General features: G+C 69.5%; 21 protein-coding genes, 1 tRNA gene and 4 pseudogenes. 16 read left to right on the top strand and 10 right to left on the bottom strand.

The window, feature by feature from the left end; translation table 11 throughout:
* Positions 1-55 precede the first annotated feature (55 nt).
* From AB0924_RS23900 to AB0924_RS23890, 3 genes are read right to left on the bottom strand one after another with little or no spacing between them, the layout of a single operon-like run.
* Complete coding sequence (locus AB0924_RS23900) at positions 56-370, bottom strand: hypothetical protein (RefSeq protein ID WP_358940139.1); 315 nt, start codon at positions 368-370, stop codon at positions 56-58.
* Positions 367-1,029 carry a hypothetical protein gene (locus AB0924_RS23895; RefSeq protein WP_358940138.1) on the bottom strand — a complete coding sequence of 221 codons (663 nt, stop codon included), beginning with the start codon at positions 1,027-1,029 and terminating at the stop codon, positions 367-369. The genes AB0924_RS23900 and AB0924_RS23895 overlap by 4 nt, the downstream gene beginning before the upstream one ends.
* Positions 1,026-1,532 carry a hypothetical protein gene (locus tag AB0924_RS23890; RefSeq protein WP_358940137.1) on the bottom strand — a complete coding sequence of 169 codons (507 nt, stop codon included), beginning with the start codon at positions 1,530-1,532 and terminating at the stop codon, positions 1,026-1,028. Before AB0924_RS23890 ends, AB0924_RS23895 begins: the two co-directional genes overlap by 4 nt.
* Between AB0924_RS23890 and AB0924_RS23885 the strand changes: the two genes are divergently transcribed.
* The 12 genes from AB0924_RS23885 (at position 1,510) to AB0924_RS23830 (ending at position 15,239) form a co-directional block, all read left to right on the top strand.
* The gene (locus AB0924_RS23885; protein ID WP_358940136.1) at positions 1,510-1,833 is read left to right on the top strand and encodes a hypothetical protein; all 324 of its coding nucleotides are present in this window, start codon (positions 1,510-1,512) and stop codon (positions 1,831-1,833) included. The genes AB0924_RS23890 and AB0924_RS23885 overlap by 23 nt on opposite strands.
* Positions 1,834-2,286: 453 nt before the next feature.
* Entirely contained in the window at positions 2,287-2,586 is a 300-nt protein-coding gene (locus tag AB0924_RS23880; protein ID WP_366912463.1) for a transposase, read from the top strand.
* Between the two features lie 52 nt (positions 2,587-2,638).
* Positions 2,639-2,917 carry an IS3 family transposase gene (locus AB0924_RS23875; RefSeq protein WP_358940135.1) on the top strand — a complete coding sequence of 93 codons (279 nt, stop codon included), beginning with the start codon at positions 2,639-2,641 and terminating at the stop codon, positions 2,915-2,917.
* Positions 2,918-2,992: 75 nt separating this feature from the next.
* Positions 2,993-3,955, top strand: a complete 963-nt coding sequence (locus tag AB0924_RS23870) for an NADP-dependent oxidoreductase (protein WP_366912462.1) — start codon at positions 2,993-2,995, stop codon at positions 3,953-3,955.
* A 577-nt stretch (positions 3,956-4,532) separates the two neighbouring features.
* Positions 4,533-4,865 carry a DUF899 family protein gene (locus tag AB0924_RS23865; RefSeq protein ID WP_366912461.1) on the top strand — a complete coding sequence of 111 codons (333 nt, stop codon included), beginning with the start codon at positions 4,533-4,535 and terminating at the stop codon, positions 4,863-4,865.
* Complete coding sequence (locus AB0924_RS23860) at positions 4,862-5,050, top strand: hypothetical protein (protein ID WP_358940132.1); 189 nt, start codon at positions 4,862-4,864, stop codon at positions 5,048-5,050. The genes AB0924_RS23865 and AB0924_RS23860 overlap by 4 nt, the downstream gene beginning before the upstream one ends.
* Positions 5,051-6,267: 1,217 nt before the next feature.
* On the top strand, positions 6,268-7,584 hold the full coding sequence (locus AB0924_RS23855; protein WP_358940131.1) for a hydrolase: 1,317 nt from the start codon (positions 6,268-6,270) through the stop codon (positions 7,582-7,584).
* Between the two features lie 300 nt (positions 7,585-7,884).
* A complete protein-coding gene (locus AB0924_RS23850; RefSeq protein ID WP_366912460.1) occupies positions 7,885-10,134 on the top strand; it encodes a cache and HAMP domain-containing protein in 2,250 nt (749 codons plus the stop codon).
* A gap of 15 nt (positions 10,135-10,149) precedes the next feature.
* Positions 10,150-11,613 (top strand): poly-gamma-glutamate synthase PgsB, encoded by a 1,464-nt coding sequence (gene pgsB / locus AB0924_RS23845; protein ID WP_366912459.1) that lies wholly within the window; start codon positions 10,150-10,152, stop codon positions 11,611-11,613.
* Positions 11,610-12,092 (top strand): poly-gamma-glutamate biosynthesis protein PgsC/CapC, encoded by a 483-nt coding sequence (locus AB0924_RS23840; protein ID WP_358940128.1) that lies wholly within the window; start codon positions 11,610-11,612, stop codon positions 12,090-12,092. Before pgsB ends, AB0924_RS23840 begins: the two co-directional genes overlap by 4 nt.
* Before the next feature lie 43 nt (positions 12,093-12,135).
* Entirely contained in the window at positions 12,136-13,221 is a 1,086-nt protein-coding gene (locus AB0924_RS23835; protein ID WP_366912458.1) for an NlpC/P60 family protein, read from the top strand.
* Positions 13,222-13,292: 71 nt separating this feature from the next.
* Positions 13,293-15,239 carry a glycosyltransferase family 39 protein gene (locus AB0924_RS23830; protein WP_366912457.1) on the top strand — a complete coding sequence of 649 codons (1,947 nt, stop codon included), beginning with the start codon at positions 13,293-13,295 and terminating at the stop codon, positions 15,237-15,239.
* A gap of 36 nt (positions 15,240-15,275) precedes the next feature.
* On the opposite strand, the gene AB0924_RS23825 is transcribed toward AB0924_RS23830, so the two are convergent.
* Positions 15,276-15,605 (bottom strand): DUF5959 family protein, encoded by a 330-nt coding sequence (locus AB0924_RS23825; protein WP_366912456.1) that lies wholly within the window; start codon positions 15,603-15,605, stop codon positions 15,276-15,278.
* Positions 15,606-15,942: 337 nt separating this feature from the next.
* Here AB0924_RS23825 and AB0924_RS23820 point away from each other — a divergent pair.
* Both AB0924_RS23820 and snpA read left to right on the top strand, forming a co-directional pair.
* Positions 15,943-16,027, top strand: a tRNA-OTHER gene (locus AB0924_RS23820).
* A 1,264-nt stretch (positions 16,028-17,291) separates the two neighbouring features.
* Positions 17,292-17,945: pseudogene (snpA, locus tag AB0924_RS23815) on the top strand (snapalysin); the annotation flags it as partial.
* 271 nt (positions 17,946-18,216) lie between these two features.
* Here the strand turns inward: snpA and AB0924_RS23810 are convergent.
* The 3 genes and pseudogenes from AB0924_RS23810 to AB0924_RS23800 form a co-directional block, all read right to left on the bottom strand.
* Positions 18,217-18,747, bottom strand: a complete 531-nt coding sequence (locus AB0924_RS23810; protein WP_366912455.1) for a hypothetical protein — start codon at positions 18,745-18,747, stop codon at positions 18,217-18,219.
* A 108-nt stretch (positions 18,748-18,855) separates the two neighbouring features.
* A pseudogene (locus tag AB0924_RS23805) lies at positions 18,856-19,035 on the bottom strand (ATP-binding protein); the annotation flags it as partial.
* A 120-nt stretch (positions 19,036-19,155) separates the two neighbouring features.
* A pseudogene (locus AB0924_RS23800) lies at positions 19,156-19,981 on the bottom strand (IS5 family transposase).
* A 210-nt stretch (positions 19,982-20,191) separates the two neighbouring features.
* On the opposite strand from AB0924_RS23800, the gene AB0924_RS23795 reads away from it, so the two are divergent.
* Entirely contained in the window at positions 20,192-20,860 is a 669-nt protein-coding gene (locus tag AB0924_RS23795) for a Type 1 glutamine amidotransferase-like domain-containing protein (RefSeq protein WP_358940123.1), read from the top strand.
* Between the two features lie 320 nt (positions 20,861-21,180).
* On the opposite strand, the pseudogene AB0924_RS23790 reads toward AB0924_RS23795, so the two are convergent.
* Positions 21,181-21,369, bottom strand: a pseudogene (locus tag AB0924_RS23790) (hypothetical protein); the annotation flags it as partial.
* A 731-nt stretch (positions 21,370-22,100) separates the two neighbouring features.
* Between AB0924_RS23790 and AB0924_RS23785 the strand changes: the two are divergent.
* Entirely contained in the window at positions 22,101-22,616 is a 516-nt protein-coding gene (locus AB0924_RS23785; RefSeq protein WP_358940693.1) for a GNAT family N-acetyltransferase, read from the top strand.
* Between the two features lie 264 nt (positions 22,617-22,880).
* On the opposite strand, the gene AB0924_RS23780 is transcribed toward AB0924_RS23785, so the two are convergent.
* Positions 22,881-24,125 (bottom strand): helix-turn-helix domain-containing protein, encoded by a 1,245-nt coding sequence (locus AB0924_RS23780; RefSeq protein ID WP_358940692.1) that lies wholly within the window; start codon positions 24,123-24,125, stop codon positions 22,881-22,883.
* A gap of 148 nt (positions 24,126-24,273) precedes the next feature.
* Positions 24,274-25,833, bottom strand: a complete 1,560-nt coding sequence (locus AB0924_RS23775; protein WP_359552340.1) for an FAD-dependent oxidoreductase — start codon at positions 25,831-25,833, stop codon at positions 24,274-24,276.
* Positions 25,834-25,864 lie beyond the last annotated feature (31 nt).

Below are 25,864 nucleotides of genomic sequence, written 5' to 3'. Positions count from 1 at the left end.
ACCGTGCGAGGTACTGGGCTTCGGGATGCCGGCCGCCCTCTTCCTGCTACATCTGTCAGTAGTCGGTGAGATCCACGATCACGTCACAGTGCGGATCGTCGGAAGGCTGATGCAGATGCTCGTTCGCCAGGAACGCCGGGGAAACCAGAGAGCCAACCAGGCCGGGCCCCGTATGGCTGATCAGCACGTCCACACCGTATGTGCGATCGCGCTCAGGTGAACGGAAATAGAGGCGCATCCGGTCGTCGCCCGTGATGACCGCGCCGATGAACAGCGGCTTCCACGACACATGCGTGGTGACGAAGGTACGAACGAGATCGAGCAGACGGCCCGTGACCGCCTGCTCGCTCCCTGGTTCAGGAGAGTTCACAGCTTGGCCCATGCCGGACACTTGTTCCCCGGTTGGTTGTGGCAATACGCCGTGATGACGCCGATCTTTTGACCGCGACCGGCATCATAGTGGCCGTCCGTGGTCTTACGCGTGTACTGCACGACTACCGTGAACCTCACCTGCCGCGGCCTCGGCACGCCCGTCTCGAACTCGATCCCGTCGTACTCCAGATGCCCGTGATGGTCGTCCCGGTCCACGCGGCCGTGGAGGGCCGCATACAGGGTGGAGCACTTCTTGATGTTGTGGCGGCCGGTGAAGTGGTACCAGCCCAGTTCTGAGTTCCCATAGCGGGTGACGATGTGCCTGCCCTCTGGGTCGTTTGTTTGGCACTTGCCCCGCTTGTCCCATGGGTGCGGTTGCGCGGGCATCGGAGCAGCACTGGCAGCCCCCGACATCAGCGAAGCAGCGAAGCAGCGAACGTCATGGCGGCTGTGAGCGTCATGATCTTCTTCATAGAGGCGAGCACCCCGATAGATACCTATCAGACAAAATGTCCATCGAGCAGTGAGCCGGGTCCTGTTCGACCGCAGCCTGTCAGGGGCGCGGACCAACAGGGGGGCCAGCAGCCGCAGCGCCGTCTCTGGCCACTCCAGCATGCCCGCCAGCCGGGTCAGCTCCGCCTGCGCCGCCGCCCTCACGACGTGTAGCGCCCACTTTCAAGCGCAACTCGACCCGTCGAGCGGCGCGGTGCAGCCGCTCCAGCCTTCTGGTGCCGTCCCTCACCGGTCACCCGTCGCTCAACCACACCTGCTTCCCAGCCCCCGCGTTCTTGCCGGGCCCCGTGCAGCGCGGCTGCGCGGGTAACCTCAGCCTGTCGGCGGCGCTCGATGCGCACCTGCTCGATCGGGGTCGGCGCATCGTCCGGGACGACTTCGGGCTCGGAGAACGCGCGGCGGGACAGCTCCCGCATCGCGGCAGTCTGCCGCTGCACCGCCTCCGTGATGGCCGGGTCCAGCCTGGACGGCCGGGCGGCCTGGCGGTGCGCCTCGATTGCGCGGTGGTAACCGTCCGGCGGGGGCCGGCGCTCCACCGGCGCGGCGGGCACGGTCGGCGGAGTCGGGTCGGCGGCCGCCGCGGCGGGGCCAGCCTTCACGGGGGCGGGCGCCAGGACGTGCAGCGTGCGAACGTTCGCGCCGCGCACCTACACCAGGGGCGACATCGTCCTGTTCCGCGACGTCGAACGGTTCTGGCTCGGGCTGCCCGGCCACACCTTCGTCGGACGCGTGGAGCGGTCCTGGACGCAGGCCGACACCCGCAAGGTCCTCTACGACCTGACTGAGCTGAGCGGCAACCGCGCCCGCGCCGCGGTCGACCCCGCCTACATGCGGTTGCTCCCGGCGACCGACGCGACGCACGACATCGACACCGCGCCGATCAGTGAGCCGGACACCGGAGTGATGACCCCGGCCGCCGTCGCATGGCTGCGCCAGCAGCTCGCGTAGGACGTGGCGTTGCCCGCCCAGCGCCCCCTGGCCCCCTGACCCCGCCGCCCTGTCCGGGGGGGGGCACCCGATCTGGAAGGAGGCAGCGTGGCCGCCACTCGAACCCGCAGCAAGAGGCCCACCGCCCGCAAGAAGCCGGCGGCAACCCGTCCTGCTTCTCAGCCCACCGTCTCCACCACCTCCGCCGCTCCCCCGGCTCCGATCGGCCCGGTCGAGCCGGAGACGGATCGGGAGGCACTGGCCCGGGGCGCGGACGCCCGCGACCGGGGTGGCTGCGCTCCCAGTCCAAGGCCGCTTCCGCCTGATCAGATGACCGGCGGCCGGCCCAGCCGGGTCATCCGCCACACCGTGGCCCACCGCATCGGCCGGCGGGGCGGGCACGGGCCTTGACCCTTGATCCTGGACACACGAGACGCTGGATCCTGAGGATCTGAGAACGGACATCTCGTGGTCATGAAGAACTATCCGCCGCAGTTCAAGGCGGACGCGGTCGCGCTGTACCAGTCGCGGCGCGAGGCGACGATCCGGCAGGTCGCTGCCGATCTGGGAATCAATCCCGAGACCTTGCGGAACTGGGTCCGGGCGGCCGGCGCGAGCCGGCCGCGGGGACGCCGGGCGGAGACGCCGACCGAGCCGCCGACACCGCTCGAGGCGGAGAACGCCGCTCTGCGCAAGAAGGTCCGCGAACTGGAGGAGGAACGCAAGATCCTGCGCAAGGCGGGGAAGTATTTCGCCGGGGAGACGCGCTGGTGAACCGCTTCCAGTTCGTTGCCGACCACCACCGCCGCTACGGCGTGAAGCGGCTGTGCACCATCCTCGTATCGCCCGCTCCAGCTTCTACTACTGGCGTCGGACGGCCGCGGACCGGGCCGCCCGGCAGGCGGCCGACGCTCGCCTCGCCGCCCGGATACGGGTCGTGCACCGCGAGTCGGACGGCACCTATGGCGTTCCAAGGATCACCGCCGAGCTTCGCGAGGCGGGTGAGCACATCAACCACAACCGGATCGCGCGTGTGATGCGGGGCGCCGGTCTGGCAGGCGTGCGCTGGTGCTCACCTTCAGGGGTACGAGGTGTTGACTGGTGAAAGGCTGCCACGCATGCAGCTCATATCGGGTCATCTGGCTTGCGTGGCGTTCGCATACCCCGGAGGGTCGAAGCCATGAAGGCGATCAGCTACAGCCGGTACGGCGGCCCCGAGGTGCTGGAGTACGGCGAGGTCCGCGATCCCAAGGTCGGACCCGACACTGTTTTGGTGAAGGTGCGGGCCGCGGCGGTGAACCCCGTCGACTGGAAGTGCCGCGAGGGCTACCTGGACCAGATCCTGGACGCCGTCTTCCCGGTGATCACGGGCTGGGACGTCTCCGGGGTGGTGGTGCAGCCGGGCGCCTCGGTACCGGAGTTCTCCGTCGGCGACGAGGTCATCGGCTACGTGCGCGAGGACTTCCTGTCCCGGGGCACCTTCGCCGAGTACGTGGCCGCCCCCGTGCGCACGCTGGCTCGCAAGCCGCGCAACCTCTCCTTCGAGGAGGCGGCAGGGCTGCCGCTCGCCGGGCTCACCGCCTTCCAGGCGCTGACCAAGGTGATAGAGGTCAAGGCGGGCGAGACCGTGCTCGTGCACGCCGCCGCGGGCGGGGTCGGCTCGATCGCCGTCCAGCTCGCCGCGCACCTGGGCGCCCGGGTCATCGGTACGGCGAGCGAGTACAACCACGACTACGTGCGCTCGCTCGGCGCCGAACCGGTGACGTACGGCGAGGGGCTGGCCGAACGGGTGCGGGCGCTCGCGCCCGCGGGCGTGGACGCGGCATTGGACACGATCGGCGGTCAGACGACGAAGACCTCGGCGGACCTGCTGACGCCGGAGGGGCGCCTGGTCTCCATCGCCGACCCGGAGGTGGTCAGCTACGGCGGCCTGTACTACTTCGTCCGCCCCGACGCCGACGACCTGACACGGCTGTCCGAGCTGGCCGAGGAGGGCGTGGTGTCCGTGCACGTGTCGCAAACGTTCCCGCTGGAGCGGGCGGCGGACGCGCAGCGGCTGAACCAGGAGGGGCGGACCCGGGGCAAGATCGTGGTGAAGGTGGACTGGCCCGAACCCGCCCCCGACTACGAGGGCGCCCTCTAGCCCGGCTGGCCCGGCTAGACGACCAGAGCCGCCCCGCACACCGCCAGGGCAACCGCGTACAGAGCCGCCACCGTGGCGAGGGACGGCGTGGGGCCGGGGGCACGCCCTCCTGCGCCAGGACGCGGATGCGGTACTGGGCCAGGAGCAGAAAGCCCAGCCAGAGCACGCAGCACAGGGCGCAGACGGCGAGGCCGGCGGGTCTGGCGCCGTCGTGCAGGGCCGTCGTCACGGCGGGGACAGCGGCGACCGTGCTGGACAGTGTCGTACGCCGCCTCCACCACTCCTCAGCCCGCGACAGCGCCGCCAGCACCGCGCGCAGACCGACCAGGTCCCTCCGTTCGAGCAAGGCCTGCGCCGTCTCCTGCGTAACTGCGGTGTTGTGAGCGTCCAATAGGAGCCGCTCAATGATTGGGCCGACCTCTTCCAGTCATGCAGGCCGCCGTGATGGCTATGCCGGACGATGCTGGGTGCTGCTGGACGCTGAGGTTGCTGTACTTCGCTGCTGTACCGCAATGGCCTCTCGCCCGCCTCGGGCTCCAACCGATGAGTTCTCATGGGCTGCCGGGTCAGTACAGGCATGACTGCTGTGAATACGCCGCCGGTCGTCTCCCGCCGGGAGTGGCTGACCGCCATCGACACCCTGCGCGCCCGGGAGAAGGCGCACACCCGGGAGGGCGACGCGATCGCCGCCGCGCGGCGGCGCCTGCCCATGACCGAGGTGGATCCGTCCACCCCGCTCGTCACGGGCACCGGGGCCGTTCCCCTGATCGACGTCTTCGAGGGCCGCACCCAGTTGTTCGTCTCGTCGAAGACCTCTACGCGCGGTACATCGACTCGGATACCGACCACCCGCCGACCGAACGCATCGCGGCCTACGTCGCCGGGCTCCTTGAGCGCTGGTGCGACTTGACCGAGGACGAGGATGATACCTCCCGCTGGTCGACCGGACCCTTGATCGGTGAGGCCAGCGGCCCACTGATCTACTTCCCGATGCGCTACAGCATCGCCGAGGAAGCCTCCACCTTCGCAGCGTCCCTGGCGCAGTCCATGGGGCTGGTCTGCTTCGACCCCCAATACGACAAGCTCGGGCCCTGACACGAGCGGCAGAGGCGTGCGGTCGGCGGAGTCTCAACTACCCGTCAAGCGCCGCTGCCCGGGTCCTGGAGCACCAGTTTGGAAGATCTCGCACGCGGATTCCGGCTGGCCTGCGAGGCTGCTGACCTGCGGGAGAGCGGCTGTTTCGCTCCGGTTCCCCGTGGCCCCCGCTCAGCACTAGTCGATCGGGCACGCATGGGGCACGACGGTGCGACGCTTCCAAGGACTCCGCGGCCTTCCAAGCCCATCGCGTCCGACCTCTGAGCCGCCTATGCTCGATCTCGTGATCAACTCGGGGGACGCACGGAAGACCCGTCTGTGGGAACAGCTGACGGGCTTTGCCGCACTACGCGATGGAGAGTTGGACGACATTCTCGGGCATGTCAGGCACCGCATTGAGACTGCGCGGGAGAAGGGCGTGGACGTGCCTGAGGACCTGTTCGAGCGGGTGGAATGGCTGGGCGCCCGGCGTGGATGGCCACCAATGTGCTGATCCAAGCCCTGCCGCTGACCACAGGTCGGTCAAGCAGCTTTGGGCGGGAGCTGTCCCGGGGCAAGAGATCACGTCCCCGTAGGCTTCGGGGCGCCGGGCCTCGGGCCTGTGGTCTCATCCTTATCAGGTCGATCACGGGGCGGGACGTCGATCAACCGGCCATGGTCCTCGGCAGACCGTCCGTCAGAGTTCAGCCATGACCGCTGGTGGCCGCCGGTGTTGGTGTCAGTGGTTGGTGTCAGTGGTCGTAGACAGACTTGACAACTGTGCCGATCCTGATCGGCGGAATTACGAGATTACGAGTAGCCAAAGGTGCCCATAAATCGCTTATGGATGCATCTGCGGTCGGGGTTTGCGGAGCCGTTGTCGGAGCTCTCGGCGGTCTGGGCGGTGGATGGATTTCGGTCAACGGCCAGAGGCGACACCAGCGTGAACAGCTCTTAGAAGAGCGATCTAGGCGGCGCACGATGCTCGTATCGAGGCTTACACCGGCCAGGCCCTGGAGAACAGCCGGGGCGCGACCGGTGCCATGAAGCGTCGGCGGATCACCGGGCCGTGGCAGCGCTCAGCATCCGGTACGTGAATTCGCTACGGCGGCATCCCGGGCGGGCGAGTCCGCCCGCTGCCGCGGCGGTACGGTGTGCGGCAGTCGATCGCGCGTTCTGCGATCGCTGACCAACAAGGGGGTTTCATGACACACCGCCGCCCGCGCCACCGTCGTAGAGTGATCGCCACAGCGGTCGGCTCGGCGGGTGGGCTGGCCGTCGCGCTGGCTATGGGGATGACGCCGACGATGGCCGCCGGGAAGACGTCCGACAAGCCTTCGGCCACCGGGTTCTCGGCCGACCAGCCCGACCCGAAGACGCCCTGGGCGCCTGAGAACGACGAACTGCCGCTGCACCACAGGCCCGTACATCCTGAGGCACTCACGTCCGCCCGCACCGCAGGGTCCGGTCTGCAGCTCAAGATGCCCGCACCGACCGGGAAATACAGCGTGGGCATGGTCGGTCTGCACCTCGTCGACAAGTCCCGTACGGATCCGTACGTGCCCGGCGACAACCACCGCGAGTTGATGGTGTCGCTCTGGTATCCGGCCACCGCCACGTCCGGGCACTATCAGGCGCCGTGGATGCCGTCGATCTCCGGCGCCCACTTCCTCGCCTCACGCGGGCTGTCGCCGCAGCAGGTGACCCTGCCGAAAACCGCGGGCCATGTCCTCGCCCCGGTGAAGACCTCGCTCGGCAAGCTGCCGGTCCTGCTGTACTCGACCGGGCTGCACTCGGACCGCGCGATGGGCACCGCGCTCGCCCAGGATCTCGCCAGCCGCGGCTACCTCGTCGTCACCGTCGACCACACCCACGACGCCAACGAGGTGCAGTTCCCCGGCAATCGGCTCGAGGTCAACAAGATGCCGTCGGGCGCCCACTCCTCCGACACGCTCAAGGTGCGCGCGGCCGACATCAAGTTCGTCATCAACGCGCTCGGCAAGATCAGCAGTGGCGGCAACCCGGACGCCGGCCACGCGACGCTCCCCTCCGGGCTGTCCAAGTCGGTGGACACCTCACGTATCGGGATGTTCGGCTGGTCGCTGGGCGGCGCGGCGGTCGACACCGCGATGCAGCTCGACAAGCGGATCGATGCCGGTGCCAACCTGGACGGCCAGTTCTTCGGGACGGCTCCGAGCAAGGACCTGGACCGCCCCTTCATGCTCTTCAGCTCCGGCTACCACAACCGCAACAACGACAAGTCGTGGCGCACGCTGTGGTCGCATCTGAAGGGATACCGGGTCGACATCAAGCTCAAGGGCTCGGCGCACCTGTCATTCAGCGACAACGAGTGGTTGGTGCCGCAGTGGGCGCCCCTGCTCGGGATCTCCCAGGATCAGATCCAGAAGCAGTACGGCACGATCGCCCCGGACCGGGCGGTCCAGATCCAGTGCGTCTACCTCGCCGCATTCTTCGACCAGGAGCTGCGTGACAAGCACAGCACCCTGCTTGACGGGCCCGTCAACACGTACCCGGAGATCTCTTTCGTCCGCTGACCGGACAGTTGACCGGACAACTGACCGGACATCCGAAGGGCCGGGCCTGTTCGCGGGCCCGCCCTTCGGCGCGTGGGGGCCCGCATGTGTCGCCGCCGCACACAAGTCCCGTTGTTTCGTACGACACATGGGGCGAATGTGTGATGGTTATGCGATCGCAGGGAGCTAGAATGTTCGCAAGGTCGAACATGTGGGCGCCCGGCGCCAGTTGAGGAAGGACCCGCTGCCCTGCCCTCCGTATCCCGGGCGCCACGCCGACACCGCACCCGCCGCCGCGCCGATATGCCGATGCTTGGCGGGGTGCGCCCGCCGATAGCCTCACTTGTCGTACTCCTGCTGGTGGTCGCCGCCCTGACCGTGATCGGCCTCGACGGCATCCACACGGGGGGCATCCCGCAGGCCGCGCTGGACGGGGAGCAGCGGATCGCCGCGGACACCGCGCTGTCGATGCGGACCGCGATCGAAGCCGAGGCGAGCACGGTACGCCGTACGGCCAACGCGTACCCGGCGACGAGCACATCGACCCCCACGACCGCGCTCAAAGCGCTGACCTCCGCCAGGAAGGCGGCCCTCGGCCGTGCACTGCTCGACGCGCGCACCGGTAAACTGCTGGCGACCGGCGGCAAGACCGTGCCGCTGTCCGGGGTGGACGCCAGGACGGCATCCGGGCACGGGGAGATCCCGCCCCGGCTGGTGACTTCGGGCGGCACGCGACAACTGCTGTACTTCGCCAGGGTCACGCTGCCCGCGCAGCAGGAAGACCCCGACCAGGACCAGTACCAGGCCCCGAGCCGGACCGAGCGGCAGTGGCTGCTGGTGGTCTCCGAAGCGCTCCCCGCCCTCACGGCGTACGGCGACGGACGCACCGCCGAAGTGCTGGACGCGAGCGGCTCGGTGCTCACCACCGCGGTCCACGGCGAGGCGGCGCCGGCCGTCGCCCACAGTGGTCTGCCCGCGGCGGCGGCCCGCGCGGCGCATGGGTCGGGGAGTGACACCGACGCCTCGGGAAGCCTGCTGGGCGCCACCACCGGCAGCCGGCGCCCCGTGGCCGGCTGGGCCCAGGTCGCCTCGGCGACCGGTCCCGGCGAAACCGACGACCTCGGTCTGGTGGTGCTCACCTCCCGCGCGGTGCCCGCCACGACCACCGCCGCCGACTACTCGCGCTTCGCGCTCGAGGCAGCCGGGGCGCTGGCCGTGGTCGCGCTGCTGCTCGGGCTGGTGCTGTACTTCTCCGTGCAGCGGCCACTGCTGCGGCTGTATCTGTCCGCGGGCCGCCTGGCCCGGGGCGCGAACGGAGGCGAGCCGACCGCACGGGCGGAGCTGTCCCGGCCGGTTCCGGTGCATGGCTTCGGAGAAACGGCCCGGATCGGGCGGGCACTTGACGCACTGCGCCGGCAACTGCTCGGCGAGAGCGGCCCGCAGGAGTTCCCCGCCCGGCGCGGACCGGGCTACCGGGCGCTGGCCGTGGCCGGCGTGGTGGTGGTGGCCTGCTGGTCGGTGCCGATGGTCTTCCTGCTGAACCGGGCGGACATCGCGACCGCGGTTCCGGCTCCGGTCCTCGCCGACCAGCAGACGCGCACCGAGATCGCGACGCAGCGGATCCGGCAGTCCCTCGACCAGTCGTACACCGACCTGAGCGCCGCGGCAGCGAGTCTGCCGGGCACGAGCCGGGCCGCCCAGACCGACGTTCTGCGGCAGTCCCTCGCCGACCACAAGCAGTACCGCTCGCTGTATCTCCTGGACCGCTCGGGCGACATCACGCTGAGGGTGGGCGGCACACCGCTGCGCACCCTCGTCCACGTACCCGGCGGCGCTGGGATCACCAACGTCAACACCTCGGGCCGGATCCCGGTGATCGCCGCCTACGCGCAGGTCCGGGCCGGCAAGGGCAAGGCCCAGGCGGCTGGGGTGGTCCTGTTCGGCGAGATCGACGTGAAGGTGCTCAACTCTCTTCTGCCCAGGCCGAAGCTGGGCAGCGTCTGGGTGACGGACCGCGACGACAAGGTGCTGGCGGCGAGCGTGGGCTACCGCGCCTTCCAGTCGCTGCCGGACTCCGGCCTGACCCGTCTCGTCCGCGCCACCCAGGGCGCCCCGGGGACCACGGGCACCGCGACCTCGGCGGTGCACGACACGTCCTCCGGTCCATCGGTCGACGCCGCCGCCCCGCTGGCGCAGGGCGGCCCGACGGCCCGTCTCGGCTGGCACGTGGTGACCGCGGAGCCCGCAGCAGGGCTCCAGATCCCCGCGGTGCAGGCCGAGCAGCGCACCATGCTCGCCGGCATCCTGGGCCTCGCCGTGGGCGCGGCCTGCCTGGGCTGGCTGCATGTCGTGGTGGTCCGGCCGCTGCGCGCGGTCGCCGTGCTCGTCGAGCGGCTCGCCGGCGGAGACCGCCGCACCGTGCTTCATCCGGTCAACCACGACGAGATCGGCTCGGTCACCCGCAGGCTGGAGCTGGTGCGCCAGGCCCTGGCGGAACGCGACCGGGCAGCCAGATCCGGCCATGCCGCCGGGCCCTCGCGGTCCCTGCGTGAGAACACCCTCCAGCGGTAGAAGGACGGAATCGGCGTGCTCTTCCTCTATGTCATCGTCCTGTTGTGCTGCGCCGGGCTGTGGATCGCCGGAATCCTGGAGCAGCGGCGGCACTTCGCCTCGCTGGAGCAGATACCTACGCGGGTGCTGGTCAACGGCATCCGCGGCAAGAGTTCGATCACCCGGCTGTGCGCGGGCGCGCTGCGCGGCGGTCGCCTGGTCACGGTGGCCAAGACCACCGGCACCGCGGCCCGGTTCATCCATCCGGATGCCACCGAGGAGCCGATCTACCGCAAGTTCAACATCTCCAACATCGTCGAGCAGATCGGCATCGTGCGGCGGGCGGCGACCTACCGGCCGGACGCGCTGGTGATCGAGTGCATGGCGGTGATGCCCGCGCTGCAGGAGATCAATCAGGAGAAGCTGATCCGTTCCACGATCGGCGTGCTGTGCAACGTCCGCGAGGACCATCTGGAGGAGATGGGGCCGACGCTGGACGACGTCGCCCGCTCGCTCTCCCGCTCGATGCCGGTGGGCGGGGTGTGCGTGACGGCGGAGAAGGACCGGCTGCACATCCTCCAGGAGGAGGCCGACAAGCGGAACTGCCGCCTGATCGCGGTCGATCCGGAGGCGGTGACCGACGCCGAGCTGCGCGGCTTCAGCTGGTTCACCTTCAAGGAGAATGTGGCGATCGCGCTCGCCGTCGCCGAACTGCTCGGCGTGGAGCGGCAGACCGCGATGCAAGGCATGTGGGACGCGCCGCCCGACCCGGGCGTGCTGTCCGTGGAGCGCTATGTCACCCCCGAGGGAAAGCGGCTACGGTTCGCCAACGTCTTCGCGGCCAACGATCCCGAGTCGACGCTGATGAACGTCAGGCAGCTGGAGGATCTGGGCGCGATCAGACGGCCGATCGGCGTGGTCATCAACTGCCGCCCGGACCGGGTGGAGCGCAACGGCCAGATGGGCACGATCGTCCCCGACCTCGCCGCCGAGACGGTGTTCCTGATCGGCCACCCGACCAAGAGCGCCGGCGACGCGATTCCGGCCGGCTTCACCGGGCGGGTGGTGGATCTCGGCGGCGACCGCCGGGACCCCGAGGAACTGACGACGGCGATCCTCGCGGAACTCGGCCCGGACTCCTCGCTGGTGGCGATCGGCAACATCCACGGCCAGGGCGAGCTGTTCCTGGAGTCCCTGGCCGAGCTGCCGCTGGACGACTCCGAGGACCCGCTCGACCTCGTTCCCGACGGCGACGGCCTGGACCAGGAGACCATGCAGTTCGCCATACCCCGGGCTCGGGTCTCGGTGGCCCGGCCGCCCGAGCCGGAGCCGTACAGCTGGGTGGCACCGCTGGATTCACCGACGTACGCCTTTCGTGTCCCGGAGCAGCGCGAGCTCGCCCGCCGAGCCGCCGCCCGCCAGGGCCGGCCAGATGACCGGAGCACCGCGGACGACCCGCAACACCTCTACGATCCGACCCAGTCCACGAGGAACCCGTGATCCCCGCCAACCTCACCGCACAGACCGCCGCGCTCGGGATCGCCCTCGGGCTGGTCCTCTCGCTGGTCTGCTATCTGACCACCAACCTCTCCCCCGGAGGGATGATCACCCCGGGCTGGATCGCCCTCACGCTCGTCACCGACGTGCGGATGGCCGGGCTGATGGTCGCCGTGGCGGCGGGAACGTACTTCATGACGAAGCTGGTGCAGCGCACGGTGATCCTCTACGGCAAGCGGCTGTTCGCCGCCGTCGTGCTGTGCGCGGTGCTGATGCAGACCACCGTGATGCTGGCCCTCAGCCACGAGTTCCCGCTGCTGTACACGTCACAGACCCTTGGCTTCATCGTCCCCGGCCTGGTCTCCTACCAGATGGCCCGCCAGCCGCTGGCGGCCACGGTCATCTCGACCACCGCGGTGACCCTGGCCACGTACGTGGTGCTGGTCGCCGGTCTGTTGATCGGGGCACTGCCCACCGGCTGACCTGTTCACACCCTCTCACCTCACAGTTCCAGGAGGATCGGCCATGCACTCCGCACATGACGGCAGACGTAGCCGCCCGACTCGACGCGCCGTGTTCCGGACGATCGCGGGCGTGGCGGCCGCCGGGGTGGCAGGCGGGTACGCCTGGGACCGCCTCGGGCACGGAAGCGACGACGGTGGCGGTACGGCCGCCGGCGGCACGGGCTCCGGCCCGAGCTCCCGGTCCACCGGGCCCCACACCTTCGAGCGGCTGTCCGCCCCGGATCGCACCGTGGTCCGGGCCGGCGACGGCGGCACGCTCGCCACTTTCACCGACGGCGCCCGTACGGCCGTACTCACCGGGCCCAGCCGCACCTTCAGCGAGCCGCGGACCACCGAGGCCAAGGTGACCACGGACGCCTGGGTGCGGGTGCTGCCGCACGCGTGGCAGCGCGGCATGGAGAAGTCCGCCTGGTTCAAGGGCTGGTTCAAGAAGGCCCTCGGCGACAGCAGCCCGGACGTCTTCGCCGTGGCGTACCAGTACAGCAGCGCCGGGGCGCCCGACAAACACAACGCCAAGGGCGTGCGCTACGCGGGCACCGCGCACTTCGGCCCGCGCAACTCCGCGGTCAAGAACCCGCTGGACTTCGCCTACCACGACGAGCAGTCCGACTTCTACGACTATTTGGGCATCGACTGGACCTTCCCCGACGGCACCCTCGTGCAGCCGGAGCAGGCCCGCTACGGCGATGTCGACTGCTCCGGCTTCCAGCGTCTGGTGTGGGGCTACCGCATGGGCATCCCCATGCACAACACCAACACCAAGGGCGCCGGTCTGCCGCGCCGCGCCTACGCCATCGCCGCCTACGGTCCCGGCCGCACGGTGATCCCCCACACCGGCAAGAAGCAGGCCACCGATCTGGACGCCCTGCAACCCGGCGATCTGGTCTTCTTCGCCATCATCAAGGACCGGCCGGACTTCATCGACCACGTGGGCATGTACATGGGCCTCGACGACCAGGGTCGGCACCGCTTCTATTCCAGCCGCTCCGCCGCCAACGGTCCGACCCTGGGCGACTTGTCGGGCCACGCGCTGCTGGACGGCACCGACTTCTACGCCCGCGGCTTCCGGGCGGCCCGCCGCCTGTGACTCCGCCGCGTGTGATGTCGCCGCCTGTGCACCGCCGCCTCACCTGACCTGCTGATCCGAGGACCACTGCCATGACCGCCATCCCCGCCGCCCAGCCCACCGGAGCGCAGCAAGGCCGCCGGGCGGCGAACCGCCGCTCCGACCGGCCGGAGGACGCCCCGCGCTGGGAGCGCCCGGCGCTCGCCGCGGTACTGGCCGTCGCCACGGTGCTGTACTCCTGGGGCATCGGGCAGGCCGCGCTCCACCCCTTCTACGGTGCGGCGATACGCTCGATGGCGGGCAGCTGGCGTGCGTTCTTCTTCGGCGGGCTCGACGCCGCCGGCTCGATCAGCCTCGACAAGCTGCCCGGCGCCTTCTGGCCCGACTCCGTCTCCGTCTGGCTCTTCGGCCCGCACACCTGGGCGGCCGCGCTTCCGCAGGTCGTCGAGGGCGTGCTCACCGTATGGCTGCTGCACCGGATCGTACGGGCCTGGGCCGGTCCGTTCGCCGCGCTGATCGCCGCACTGGCGCTCACCCTCACCCCGGTCACCGTGGCGCTCAACCGTGCCACCATCCCGGACACCGCGCTCACTCTGCTCCTGGTGGCGGCCGCCGGAGCACTGCAGAAGGCGGTGCGCACCGAGCGGCTGCTGCCGCTGATCACCTGCGGGATCTGGGTCGGGCTCGCCTTCCAGGCGAAGATGCTGCAGGCGTGGCTGGTGCTGCCGGTCTTCGCCGCCGTGTACCAACTCGTCGCGCCCGGCAGGCCGTTGCACCGGGCTGTGCGCGTCCTGGTGGGCGGGGCGGTCGCGCTGGCGGTCTCCTGCTCCTGGATGTTCATCGCCTGGGTGACACCGGCCGCCGACCGCCCGTACCTCGACGGAACGTCCGACAACAATCCGTTCGCCCTGGTCTTCGGTTACAACGGCCTCAGCCGCTTCAGCAGCGATCCCACCGGGTTCGGCGCCGTCGCGGGCACCGCCGCCAGCCGCACCACCGGCAACACTGGCTGGGACATGCTGATCAACGACACGGTCGGCCCGCAGGTCGCCTGGTTGCTGCCGCTCGCCGTGCTCGCCGCGATCCTGGGCGTCGGCCGGCGCGCCGGCCGACCGCGAACCGACCTGCCGCGCGCGGGATTTCTGCTGTGGGGTGGCTGGCTGGCCGTGCACGCGCTGGTGTTCAGCGTCTCCAACGGCAACCACGCCTACTACACGGCCGTCATCGCCCCGGCGCTCGCCGCGCTGGCCGGCGGCGGCCTCGCGCTCTTCCGCTCGGAGTACGAGGCGACGTACGAGCCGGAGCCGGCGGCGGAGTACGGGGCGCAGCACGAGGCGGCCGGCCGGCGACACCTTGCGCTGCCGGCGGCGATCGCGCTGACGGCGGCGTGGGCGCTGGTGCTCGACTGGCCGACCCGATTCGTCTCCTGGCTGCTGCCGGTCGCTGTGATGCTCGCGCTGTGCGGCGTGGTGGGCCTGAGCAGCCGGGGGCCGCGCACCTCCCCGCGGAAGATCCACGCCGCCCTCGCCGCCGGGATCGCGGCCACCCTGGTCGTACCGGCCGGCTGGGCCGTCTCCAGCCTCAACCCGCTCTACGCGGGCGCCGCCACCTCGCCGATGGCCGGTCCGGTCGGCAAGTCGTACCACGAGCATCCCCGTCACGCTCCGCGGAGGAGAGGACTCGACCGGCCCAGCGCCCGTGACACCGCTCTGCTCGGCTACCTCACCACGCACCGCCACGGCGAGAAATACCTGCTTGCCACCCAGGCCGCCTACACCGCCGAGCCCCTGCTGCGCGCGAAGTCCGAGCCCATCCTCGTCATGGGCGGCTTCACCGGCAGCACCCCCTTCCCGACCGCCCAGCAGCTCGGCAGCCTCGTCACCGCCCACCAGCTGCGCTATGCGCTGCTCACCACCCAGCGCCCCACCACTCCCGCCACCACCTGGGTGAAGTCCCACTGCACCCGCATCCGACCCACCGCCTACGGCGTCCGCACCGACGGCAGCTTCACCCTCTACGACTGCGCCCCCCAGAGGTGAGGCGACGCCCGCCCCAGGTCAGAGACCCCGCCCTTTCTACTGTCCTCGGTGATCACCTGGGCTGACGGACCACGAGTTTTGGCGGGACGACTCCGGCCAGGCCGGCGACCTCGCGTACAGCGGTGTCGGCTCGACGAGCGGGTGCAACGCAGGCGCACGTCGTCCGGCCGCGGCGCGTCGGCGGTCGGCCAGGTCTCTTGGCTCCACGAAGGTGTCGTGAACGCTGGACACGAAGTCGTTGTGAACCAGAAGCTGTCCCTTCACATCCGGGATGCCCGGGGCGTACGAGTCGTTCAACTCGACCACGACACTGCCGCCGTGCTTGCCGATGATCCGCAGCAGCGTGAACCACTCGCGCTCCTTCACGTCCCACCCCGGGTGCTCGATCTTGTGCCGACATTACGCACTCTAGGCGGCACCACTGACTCACCTAGTTTGGAAGATCGCGTATGCGGACCGGGGCTGAGCTGGCAAGTCGCTGACGTGCGGGTTCTCGGGTCCCTCTCCGGGGTTCCCCGCCACTCCCGCCGGTCGCTGCTCGATCGGGCACGCAGAGGGCACGGGGCCGGGCCTCCTGCTTGCTGCCGTGCGATCTACGGCTCACCCCGCTCGGTGACACACGTCGTGCGGTGAGCTGGCGTTCTGAGGCGTCATCCCTGAAAAGAGGTGGGCTCGCCAGTCCCTGAGTAGGTACGATCCGCCTGGCCATGAGTCGTTTAGCGGCCCAAGACGTCGCGCTCGGGTTCGCCCCGACGCGGAAACCCCGGTTCAAATCCGGGCCATGGCCACCCTCTGCCTTCCCAGGACGCGACCCCACCTCAACCCACCACTCTCCCCAGCTCCCATCCCGTCTGCCGTCGACCCACACACCGTGGAGCGAGCGTGGTTCAGGGCGTCAAGGTGGAGCGCGCCACTGTACGAACGACCTTGACGCCCTGGGCCGCGGCTGCTCGGCTCTGCCTGGGTCGACGGCGGACGGAATGGGAGCCTCCCTCGCACGCCGCGTTCGGCCGGCACTCGCAGACGGCGCCTCTCCATCTCGGAGCCTGAGCGCCCCTGTCGCCCACAGCCTCGACTGAACCTCCGCCACGACGCCGTCACTGCCGGGACTGCGCCGGCTCCTCCGCCTTGAGCCACATGGACACTTCGCGCGCCCTGGGCCGGTCCACTTCCACTACAGTCCGTTACACCTTGTTGGCTGGCTGAACGCTTGACCTTTGCCGTACGCCAGAACCGTTGTGATCAACTTCCGGGTCCTACTGAGCGTGATGTCGGCGGACCTTGGAGCTGAGTCCACGCCCGGGAAACTTTCGGCGTCCGCCGTCAAGCCCGGCGGTTAGCGGCTTTCGGGCGGCCTGCCTACTCCCGGGCACGCGCCTGCTTCGTGTGGCTGGCGACAGTCTGGCCCCCATAGTCCCGAAGCCGCTGGGTGCGGCGGACGCGCCGCTAAGAGGCGTGCGAGGAACCGATCTACTTCTCCCCACGCCGCGCGCCGGGTTGCACGGCTGGCCCGGCTTCCATCCTGATCAGGACTGAGCGGTGGTGGCTCAGTCGTGAGGGGATCTGCCCTGCGCCAACAAGGGTGGCTCCCTGGGGAGAGTGACCCGAGGTCAGTGGGGCGCATAAGAAGCGGAAGCCGATTATTTCGTGACGTCAGTCACAGTGCTTCGCGAATCAATCGGTGCACTTAGTAGATGCGCCATGGCGTACATCTGAGCCTTTGTCCGTCTTGACCTGGATGTGGATCCTGCGTTGTGTGTCGGAATTCCGCCCGGCTGATCGGCATGCCCATTGCCCGCGTTGCAAGGCTCCTGACGCTGCGACAGCTCTTCCTCCTTTCGCTGCGTGGGGACCGGAGGCCCGCGCATGGCCTTGGCGAGGTCCTGAGATCTACGAAGCGACGTAGTAGTGGGACCCATTGCGTGCCCTGTCGAGCCGTTCTAAGAATGTCGACCCACAGGACGTCGCTGCAGTTCGGAACCGGTGTTCACGCCGAGTCGACCGCGCGCTGTGGCGCTCGGCGTCACCGAGTGAGTAGGAGCCCTCCCCCACATGAAGTCGTCCCGCATGTCCCCGAGATTCCTCGCCCTCGCTCTCGGCCTGGGTCTGGCCTCCAGCGCGTTGGCCGTGGCGGTGCCGGCGAGCGCCCAGCCGGCCGCCAATCCCTCCGATACCTCCGTGGCGGGGTACGAAGGGTCGGCTGAGGAGGCCGCGAACAACAAGGCGTTCTTCGAGGCTGTGCTCCAGTCGGTCGCCGAGAAGAGTGCCGCCCAGCCCAGCGGGCAGGCGGTGACGCTCCACTACGACGTCTCCAAGGCGCCGAGCTTCCGTTCGCAGATATCGAGCGCGGCCGAGATCTGGAACAGCTCCGAGTCCAACGTCAAGCTCGAGGAGGCTTCGAGCGGTTCGAGCAGCGCCGACTTCTCCTACTCCGAGGGCAACGACCCCCGCGGGTCCCACGCCTCCACTGACGGCCACGGAAGCGGCCAGATCTTCCTCGACTACACCCAGACCCAGCAGAACGACTCGATCCGCGTCGTCACCCACGAGACCGGGCACGTCTTGGGCCTGCCGGACAACTACAGCGGGCCGTGCAGTGAGCTGATGTCGGGCGGCGGACCTGGCCCGTCCTGCACCAACCGCAACCCGAACGCCACCGAGCGTGCGCGTGTCGACGAGCTGTGGGCCGGCGGTGGCGCGCAGGCTTCGGGTACGGGGAACCAGTCCGGTGGCGGCCCGAGTGCTGCACCGTCGGCACCGTCCGTGGCCCCGGGCACGGGGAATCCGTCCGCTGGCGGCCCGAGCGCTGCATGGCCGGCATGGCCCGTGGGGCCGGGTCAGGGCCCGTGGCGTCCGCACCACCGCACGCTCTGGAATTGATCGCGCTCCCACTCATCGCGCGCCCAGGCGTGAGGTCGGGTGGGAACTCACTGGTCGATCTGTTGATCGCCTGGCAGAGGATCGTCCGGGTCAGGTGTCAAGCATCACCCGACGCCGACCCGTCAAGCATCGACTGAAACCTGGACCTCTTCGGCTGGAATGCGCCACAGCGGAGCGGCATACTGCTCCGGCCGGCTATGAGCAGGAGAGCTCTCAGTTCCTGGCGCTGCTTGCCGTTGAGGCCCAGGGCCTCGGTGATCCTGCGGAACGTTGTGTGCGCGATGCCTCGATCGCGGGCCTCGGCCTCGAACTGGGCGAGTTGGCGAAGTGCGGCTTCTGGGTCGAGCTTCTGTTCTGGCTGACTGCCGAGCCAACTGGCATTGTTTGGCTCGTAGTCGATCTCTGAATATCCGTAGACCTCGCGGCTGTACTGCTCCGCCTCGGAAAGAGTTGAGGGTTTCGTGCCGCCCTGGATCAGGCGCAGGTGCCGGGGTTGGGCGTGGCGGGGCGGCCGCGGGGTGCGGGTCAGCCAGTCCTCGGTGCGGTCCATCCCGTACAGCAAGAAAGCCACCGTCGGCAGCAGCAGGCAGGCAGGCAGGCAGGCAGGCAGGCAGGCAACGATGACCACGGTCTCGGGCCCCCTCCGGAAATCAGCCCGATACGGGTGCCCGGTCCGCATCCGGCTACCGGCCCACTCACATGGATGTCCCGTGCGTCTTGCCCGCCTGCCCTGCTGTTACAGGGGGCGATGGCCGGCGACCGCGCCGCCTGGGTCGTCCAGCAGGGCGATACGGGCGGTGATGCGTTTGCCGACCGGTTCCCGCTGCGCTTCGAAGCCCTGGCAGACGGCCATCACGATCTCCAGGCCGTGCTGGCCCACTCGGCCGGCATCGGTGGCCCGGGCGACGGGAAGCAAGCCGCGCCTCGGTCTCGGCCAGGGCGGCGACGAGGTGCTCGATCTGGCCGCGCAACTCCGCGGCCCGTGTGGCGGCCTCGTCCTGCTCGGCCTGGAGGCCGGCCAGGAGTTCAATGACGTTCACGCGGCCACTGCCAGGACGTCGCGCCAGGCCGGAGCGGGTGTGGTGAGGCGGCGGGCCAAGTTCGCGGTGGAGGCCCAGTAGACGCGTGAGACGGAGGTGTCGAGGCGGTGGTCGTACTCGCGGGCCAGGCGCCGGTGCAGCAGCAAGGTGCCGTTCATCTGCTCCACCACCCGGCGTTTCGGTTGCGGTACGAAGCCTTTGCCCTGGTCGGAGGGACTGCGGCGGACCGATGTCGACGTTGATGTCCATCAGGGCGCCGTGGATGACGATCCTTGAAGCTCTGGTCCACCAGGGCCTTCTCCAGGCGCATCCCGCACCGCTCGGCGGCCTGGTCCAGCAGGGCGGTGCCGGCGGCGTTGTCATGGGCGGACGCGGCCAGGACCACGACACCGATGATCAGACCCATGACGTCGACGGCCAGTTCCCGCTTGCGGCCCGAGACCTTCCTGTTGGCGTCCAGTCCCGTCGTGGGCTTGGGGACGCCGGCGGCCGCGCGGACGGACTGGGTATCGAGGATCACCAGGGACGGGTCCTCTGACAGCGCAGGAGTTCGGAGATCCGCTGGTCCAGGCCGTCCTCGCGCCACAGGCCGAAGTAGTAGAACACCGCCGACCAGGCCGGGAAGTCGTGGGGCAGGTAGCGCCACTGGCAGCCCGTCCGGTTCTGGTAGAAGATCGCGTTCACGACCTCCCGCAGCTCGCAGGACCCGGGATCCCCGGTCGCCGACCGGGCCACCCGGTCCTGCTTCCGGGACGTGATCATCGGCTCGATCAACACCCACTGCGCATCCGATAAGTCGCTGAGGTACGGCTTTCTGTCCATGCCCGCATCTCAACATGGACATGGCGAAGACATTGCCCGCGCAGCGATCAGTACCACGATCGAGTGATCACGAACCGAGGGAGAAGGGACTTGTCATCTTCCGAAAGGCCGCCGGTGCAGAAGTATTGCCACGCTGCACAGCGATGAGTTTTGAGGTGGTCCCCGGTCTACCGGCCAGACCGCTCCATCGCACTCGTGTCAGGAGTCATCTTGAAGCTTCTTCTTACGGCGGCGGGTATCACCAACGCGAGCATCCAGGACGCGCTCGTGCGGCTGCTGGGCAAGCCGATCGCCGAGTCCGACGCCCTGTGCATTCCCACTGCGGGGTACGGGCACCCCATGGGCAGTCCTGCCGGGGCCTGGCGGTTCATCAGTGGACAGTCTCGCCTGCCCATGTGCGACCTAGGGTGGAAGTCCTTGGGAGTGCTGGAGCTCACCGCGCTGCCCAGCATCGGTGCAGAGCGTTGGGTCCCCTGGGTCCAGGAGGCGGACGTCCTGCTGGTGAACGGCGGCGATGCGCTGTATCTGGCCCACTGGATGCGGCAGTCCGGCCTGGCGGACCTGCTGCCGTCGTTGAGCGAGAAGGTCTGGGTGGGGTTGAGCGCCGGGAGCATGGCGATGGCCCCTCGTATCGGCGAGTACTTCGTCGAGTGGACGGCGCCCACCGGGGACGACAGCGCGCTGGGCGTGGTCGACTTCTCGATCTTCCCGCATGTGGATCACGTAGACCTGCCAGAGAACACCATGGCGGAGGCGGAGAAGTGGGCTGCCGGCCTCCCGAATCCCGCATACGCGATCGACGACGACACCGCCATCACGGTCGTCGACGGTGCGGTCGAGGTCGTCTCTGAGGGCAAGTGGCGTCACTTCCCCGCCTGAGCGAGCGCCGCTCCGGCGTCCGGCCAGTTCGTCCATCAGTACCAGCGCTGCATTGGGCCCTCGCACAGGGGCCGAAACGCAGTCGCCCGCCGTGCCCGAGCGGATGCTGCTGACAATCATCCGCAGCGGGCCGGCCGCAACGCCCCCGGGGTCGCCGGGAGGGTCGTGCGCCAGCCGCTCGAGGTGCGTGCCGGGCCCGCCGGCGCCTCGTACGCGCCGGGGAAACGGACTTAACGCCCTCTCATACGCGCTTGTTGGCTCTCATGGCTCGCGGTTGAGTCCGCCGATCAGGCGGAAGTGGTGAAGGTCCTCGGCTTGACTCATCGACGAGGTGGCCGCGCGGTGACGCCGCGCGGCCTGCGCAGTCGTCGGCGCACCCTTCCCCGCGGCTTCAGCGGTACTCCCGGCAGTTCCGGTGCGGGCAGCGGAGGCCCGTCGTAGCCCTTCACCTCGCCGAAACGGGTCCCCTTCGTCCAGTCCTCACGGGCCTGCTCGATCTCCCCCTGGGTGACGGCTGCCGGTCAGTAAACCGTCAGCATCAGTCGCGAGCGAGTGCTTGGCCGTGGCCCGTGGTTCGTTGATTCGTGGGATGGGGTCGTTCTTCAAGGAGGGCTGGTCACACGGTGCCGGCCCTGGTGTCGCGGCCGATGCGCGGTGGGTGGTTCACAAGCGCTGCACGTGGTCCGTCTCCGAGTCGAGCGCGGATGTGCACTCGCGGGCTGCATCCCGGATGAAGTGTTAGCCGTGGGCGATCTTCTGCCCAAGTGGCTGGCGGGACCCACTTCGTCTCCGCGATGACGTGCCGTTCTCCCCGGCCGACGGCCGCGGCCGGCCGCCGCTTGAGAGAGGCCGGATGCCAGGTACTGGTGCTGGCCGCTTGCCGGCACCCGCGTTCTCTGCACCAGCGGGTTGAGTGGTGCACAGCCACTTGGAAGTGGGTCACTTATGCGAAGTGTGGACGCTCATCGGCCTGTCCTGATGGCGAGGGTCGGGCGGCACTCCATGTAAATCCTTGAGCGATGACGCGAGCAATGCCCAGCACCGGCGTCGACGAGGACCACGACTCCTCAATGTTTTCACTTCGCTGCGTAGTTGAGCGTATGCGCACAGCAGTCAACGTGGCGCGAAGTCCTCTTGAGACGGCCTGCAGGCGGCTAAAGACTGCTGCGGTAGCAAGGCCGCGCCTGCATCCCGGGAGCCGCGGCACAGCAGTCACGATCGCAATGGGAGGAGAACGCCGATGTCCGACGCCTGCCGTCGAGACGCCGCACACTCGATCACGCTGACCGACGGCACCGCCACGCGGACCCGTGAGGCGGGCCCCGTCGACCTGGTGCCGGTCCAGGAACTGCACCGCCGCTGCTCGCCGGGCAGCCGAGCCCTGCGGTACCACGTGGGCAAGTCCGGGCTGTCACCTGCCGAATGGGGTCAGTTGTCCAGCCCGGAGCGCGGCACAACGCTGGTGACCGCTCCGGCCGAGCGTACGGACCACATCATCGCCATGACCAACGTCATGCGCACACATCAGCAAGGGGTGGGGGAACTCGCGATCCTGGTCGAGGACGCGTGGCAGGCCAGGGGGCTCGGCACCGCGCTGGCCGAACATGCGGCGACCTTAGCCCGCCGCGAGGGACACCACACGCTGACCGCCGCGGTGGTGGCGAGCAACAAGCCGATGCTCCATGTCCTGGGGAAACTGGATGCGACGCCGCTCGACGCCACCGGGCCCGTGCTCGACCTCCGCATCCTGCTCTAGGTCCGGCTTCGACGATCACGGGTGATGGATCACGGTGGGGTAGCGGGACAGGTTCCCGGCCCCCGAGCCCCTCGCGGACTTCGCCGTCTTCCCGCTCGAGGGAACGGGGCGGGGCGGGGCGGAGTACTCGGGACTGCGGACCCGCATCCTGCCGGGGCGCACCGACCCCGTCCAGCGGAACGGCCGGTGACAGGGAAAGCACTCAGCCGCTGAACCGACCGTTGTGGCCACCCAGTTCCTGACGGAGGGGAGACGACACCTGTCTCAGGAACCGGCGGGGCCGGAGGGCGGGGGGCCCGTCAGAAGGCGGTGCGCCTCCAGAGCGAGGTGGATCTCGCTCGCCCCCACCGGGTCGGTGGGTGAGCGCCCCGTGAGTTCCTGCACGCGCCGCAGACGGTACGTCACAGTGTTGCGGTGGCAGTACATCCGGGCAGCGGTCTCGGTGGCGGATCCGCCCGATGCGAACCACCGGCTCAGCGTCTCCAGCAGCAGCTCCCTTTCGTGCTGCGGGAGTTCGAGAACAGGGCGGAGCACCTTGCGCACCGCGTGCTGGGCCGAGTCGGGGGCACTCACCACCATCAGGCGGACTGGTGAGTCACCGTAGGAGGCCACCTCGCGGGCGCCCGACTCGACGCAGGCGCAGGCGAGCCGCGCCTGGCGGAAGGCACCCGGCACCTGCTCCAGACCGTGGAAGAGCGTGCTCACGCCCGCCCGCCCGATGCTCCGCCCGCGAAGGAGGTCCACGGCCTGCGCAAGGCTCCCGGGCGACCGGAGCGAGAGCAGTCCCACCTGCGCGTCGCCCTCCTGGCGCCAGAGCGACCAGACGCCGAGGGCTCGCAGTGCGCCCTCCACGTCATGCAGGGCGTCCTCGTCTGCCGGACGGCCCACGGCGGCGGTCTCGGCGCTGACCACGGCGAAGACTCCCCGCTGCGGCAGCCGCAGCGCGTCGGCGCACTCCCACAGGTGGGTGCCCTCATCCAGCCTGCCGTCGAGCAGCGCGGCCAGCAGCAGGCTCTTGACCTGCCGGTCACGGTGGGCTCTTTCGGACATGGTCTCGCGGTAGGCCACGGCCACCGCGTCGGTGAAGGTGTCACTGACCGACCAGACCGCGGCGGCGACGTGCGGCATCTCCTTGGTGACGGTGTCCCCCGCCTCGTTCAGGATGCACTCCCACATGAACCGTCCGGCGACCCGGTAGGCGTGTGTCACCGCGGACAGCGGCACCCCGTGCTCGGCCTTGAAACGGCCGGTGTCGTGCGGCACGCGCAGGTCAAGAGCGTCCCGGCCCAGCTGGGTGATCATGGAGTGCAGGTTGTCCGCGCAGGAAGTGCGCAGCTGGTCGTGCGTCACGTGGCCGTGGTCGCCATAGGCGTCCTCCCCCTCCGTGATCCGGTCCGTGAGCAGGTCGGCGAAACGGTCGATCCCGGGCAGCAGCACGTCGACCAACCTGCGCAGGCCGTCGTCCACGCCGCTGTCGCGTACGCCGTTGTCATGAGGGGTGACAGTCATTCGGGCTCCCGCAGCGAGGTCGGCGGGACCGCCGCGCCGGCTGTCCCACCACGACGTGCCAGTGGCCCGGAGCCGGCCGGGCCACTGGCAGAGTAACCACACGACGTGGTTGTGGCGACAGTCCGCCCACGTCGACAATCCGCCCGCGTCAGACGTCGGCGGACACTGTGCCGCGGATGAGGTCCGCAGCCCGTTCCGCGATCATGATCGTCGGTGCGTTCGTGTTGCCCCTGACCACGGTCGGCATGACCGAGGCATCGACCACCCGTAGCCCCGCCACACCGTGCACGCGCAGCTCGTGGTCGACCACCAGGCCGATCGCGCAGGTGCTCGTCGGGTGGTACAGGGTCTGCAGCTCGCGCCGCGCGTAAGCCAGTAGGTCGGCGTCGCTGTCGGACGGCGGCGTCAGGAAGTCCGACCGGCGGTGGAGGCGCAGGGCGGGCTGTCCGACGATGTCCAGTACCAGCCGCAGCGCCCGGATCGCTGTGGCCCGGTCCTCCGCGGTGGACAGGTAGTTGTGCAGGATGCGCGGCTTGGCGCTGGGCAGCGTCGAGCGCAGCGTGACCTTTCCGCGGCTGGTGGGTGCGAGCAGCACCGCGCCGATGTGGAAGGCGTGGTCGGTGGCGGCTCCCAGCCCCTCCTGGTGGAACATGGCCGGTACGGCGTGGATCTGCACGTCCGGGGCGTCGAGACCGCCGGTGGTGCGGAAGAACCCGCCGCCCTCACCGACGTTCGAGGTGAGGGGCCCGCGGCCTTCGGCTTCCAGCAGCCGGAGGTTCTCGGAGGTCTCAGCGGTGAGCAGGGATTCGGTGTCGGTGAGATGGACGACGGCCAGATGCGGGTGGTCCTGGAGATTCTCGCCGACCGGCAGGTTCACCTTGGGGGTGATGCCGAGGGCCGCGAGCTCGTCGGCCACGCCGATGCCCGAGAGCATGAGCAGCTGGGGTGAGTTGTAGGCGCCCGCTGAGAGGACGACCTCCCGTTCGCACCGAAGTTCCTGCGTCGCCCCGTCCCGGTCCACCTCGACACCTACGGCCCGTTCCCCGTCGAGGAGGACGCGGGTGCACTGCACCCCGGTGAGCACGGACAGGTTGGGCCGTTCGACGGCGGGCCGCAGGTAGGCGTCGGCCGTGCTGCACCGCAGGCCGCCGCGCTGGGTGAGCTCGTAATACCCGACGCCGTCCTGCTCAGGGCCGTTGAAGTCGGGGTTGACCGGATGCCCCGCCTGCTGAGCCGCTGCCAGGAAGGCGTCGATGAGGGGGTTGCGGGAGCGCCCGGGGTTGACCGGGAGCGGGCCGCCGGCGCCGTGCCATTCGGAGGCGCCGGCGTGGTGGTCCTCCGACCGCAGGAAGTACGGCAGTACGTCGTTCCAGCCCCAGCCCTTGGCGCTGACGGCGGCCCATGAGTCGTAGTCGCGACGGTGGCCGCGGATGTAGATCATGGCGTTCATCGAAGAGGAGCCGCCGAGCATGCGGCCGCGCGGCAGATAGCGCCGTCGGCCCTCGAGGCCGGGCTCGGGCTCGCTGAGGTAGTCCCAGTCGTACTTGGTCCGGAACAGCTTCGAGAACGCGGCCGGAACGTGGATCTCCTGGGCGTCGTCGGCCGGGCCGGCCTCCAGGAGCAGGACGCGTACGTCGGGGTCCTCGCTGAGCCGGGCGGCGAGCACACAGCCCGCGGATCCCGCACCCACGATGATGTAGTCGTACATGGTGTGCCCTCTCTCTCGGCGGCCGGCCACG

Origin of the sequence: Streptomyces sp. NPDC047869 (assembly GCF_040704065.1) — a bacterium.
Classification (GTDB): domain Bacteria; phylum Actinomycetota; class Actinomycetes; order Streptomycetales; family Streptomycetaceae; genus Streptomyces.
This window is presented reverse-complemented; position numbering and strand designations above follow the sequence as displayed.

Coding starts and splice junctions, on each gene's coding strand:
- AB0924_RS23880 (WP_366912463.1), top strand. CDS start 2,287: ATGAAGAACTATCCGCCGCAGTTCAAGGCGGACGCGGTCGCGCTGTAC.
- AB0924_RS23870 (WP_366912462.1), top strand. CDS start 2,993: ATGAAGGCGATCAGCTACAGCCGGTACGGCGGCCCCGAGGTGCTGGAG.
- AB0924_RS23865 (WP_366912461.1), top strand. CDS start 4,533: ATGACTGCTGTGAATACGCCGCCGGTCGTCTCCCGCCGGGAGTGGCTG.
- AB0924_RS23835 (WP_366912458.1), top strand. CDS start 12,136: ATGCACTCCGCACATGACGGCAGACGTAGCCGCCCGACTCGACGCGCC.
- AB0924_RS23830 (WP_366912457.1), top strand. CDS start 13,293: ATGACCGCCATCCCCGCCGCCCAGCCCACCGGAGCGCAGCAAGGCCGC.
- AB0924_RS23785 (WP_358940693.1), top strand. CDS start 22,101: ATGTCCGACGCCTGCCGTCGAGACGCCGCACACTCGATCACGCTGACC.
- AB0924_RS23780 (WP_358940692.1), bottom strand. CDS start 24,125: ATGACTGTCACCCCTCATGACAACGGCGTACGCGACAGCGGCGTGGAC.
- AB0924_RS23775 (WP_359552340.1), bottom strand. CDS start 25,833: ATGTACGACTACATCATCGTGGGTGCGGGATCCGCGGGCTGTGTGCTC.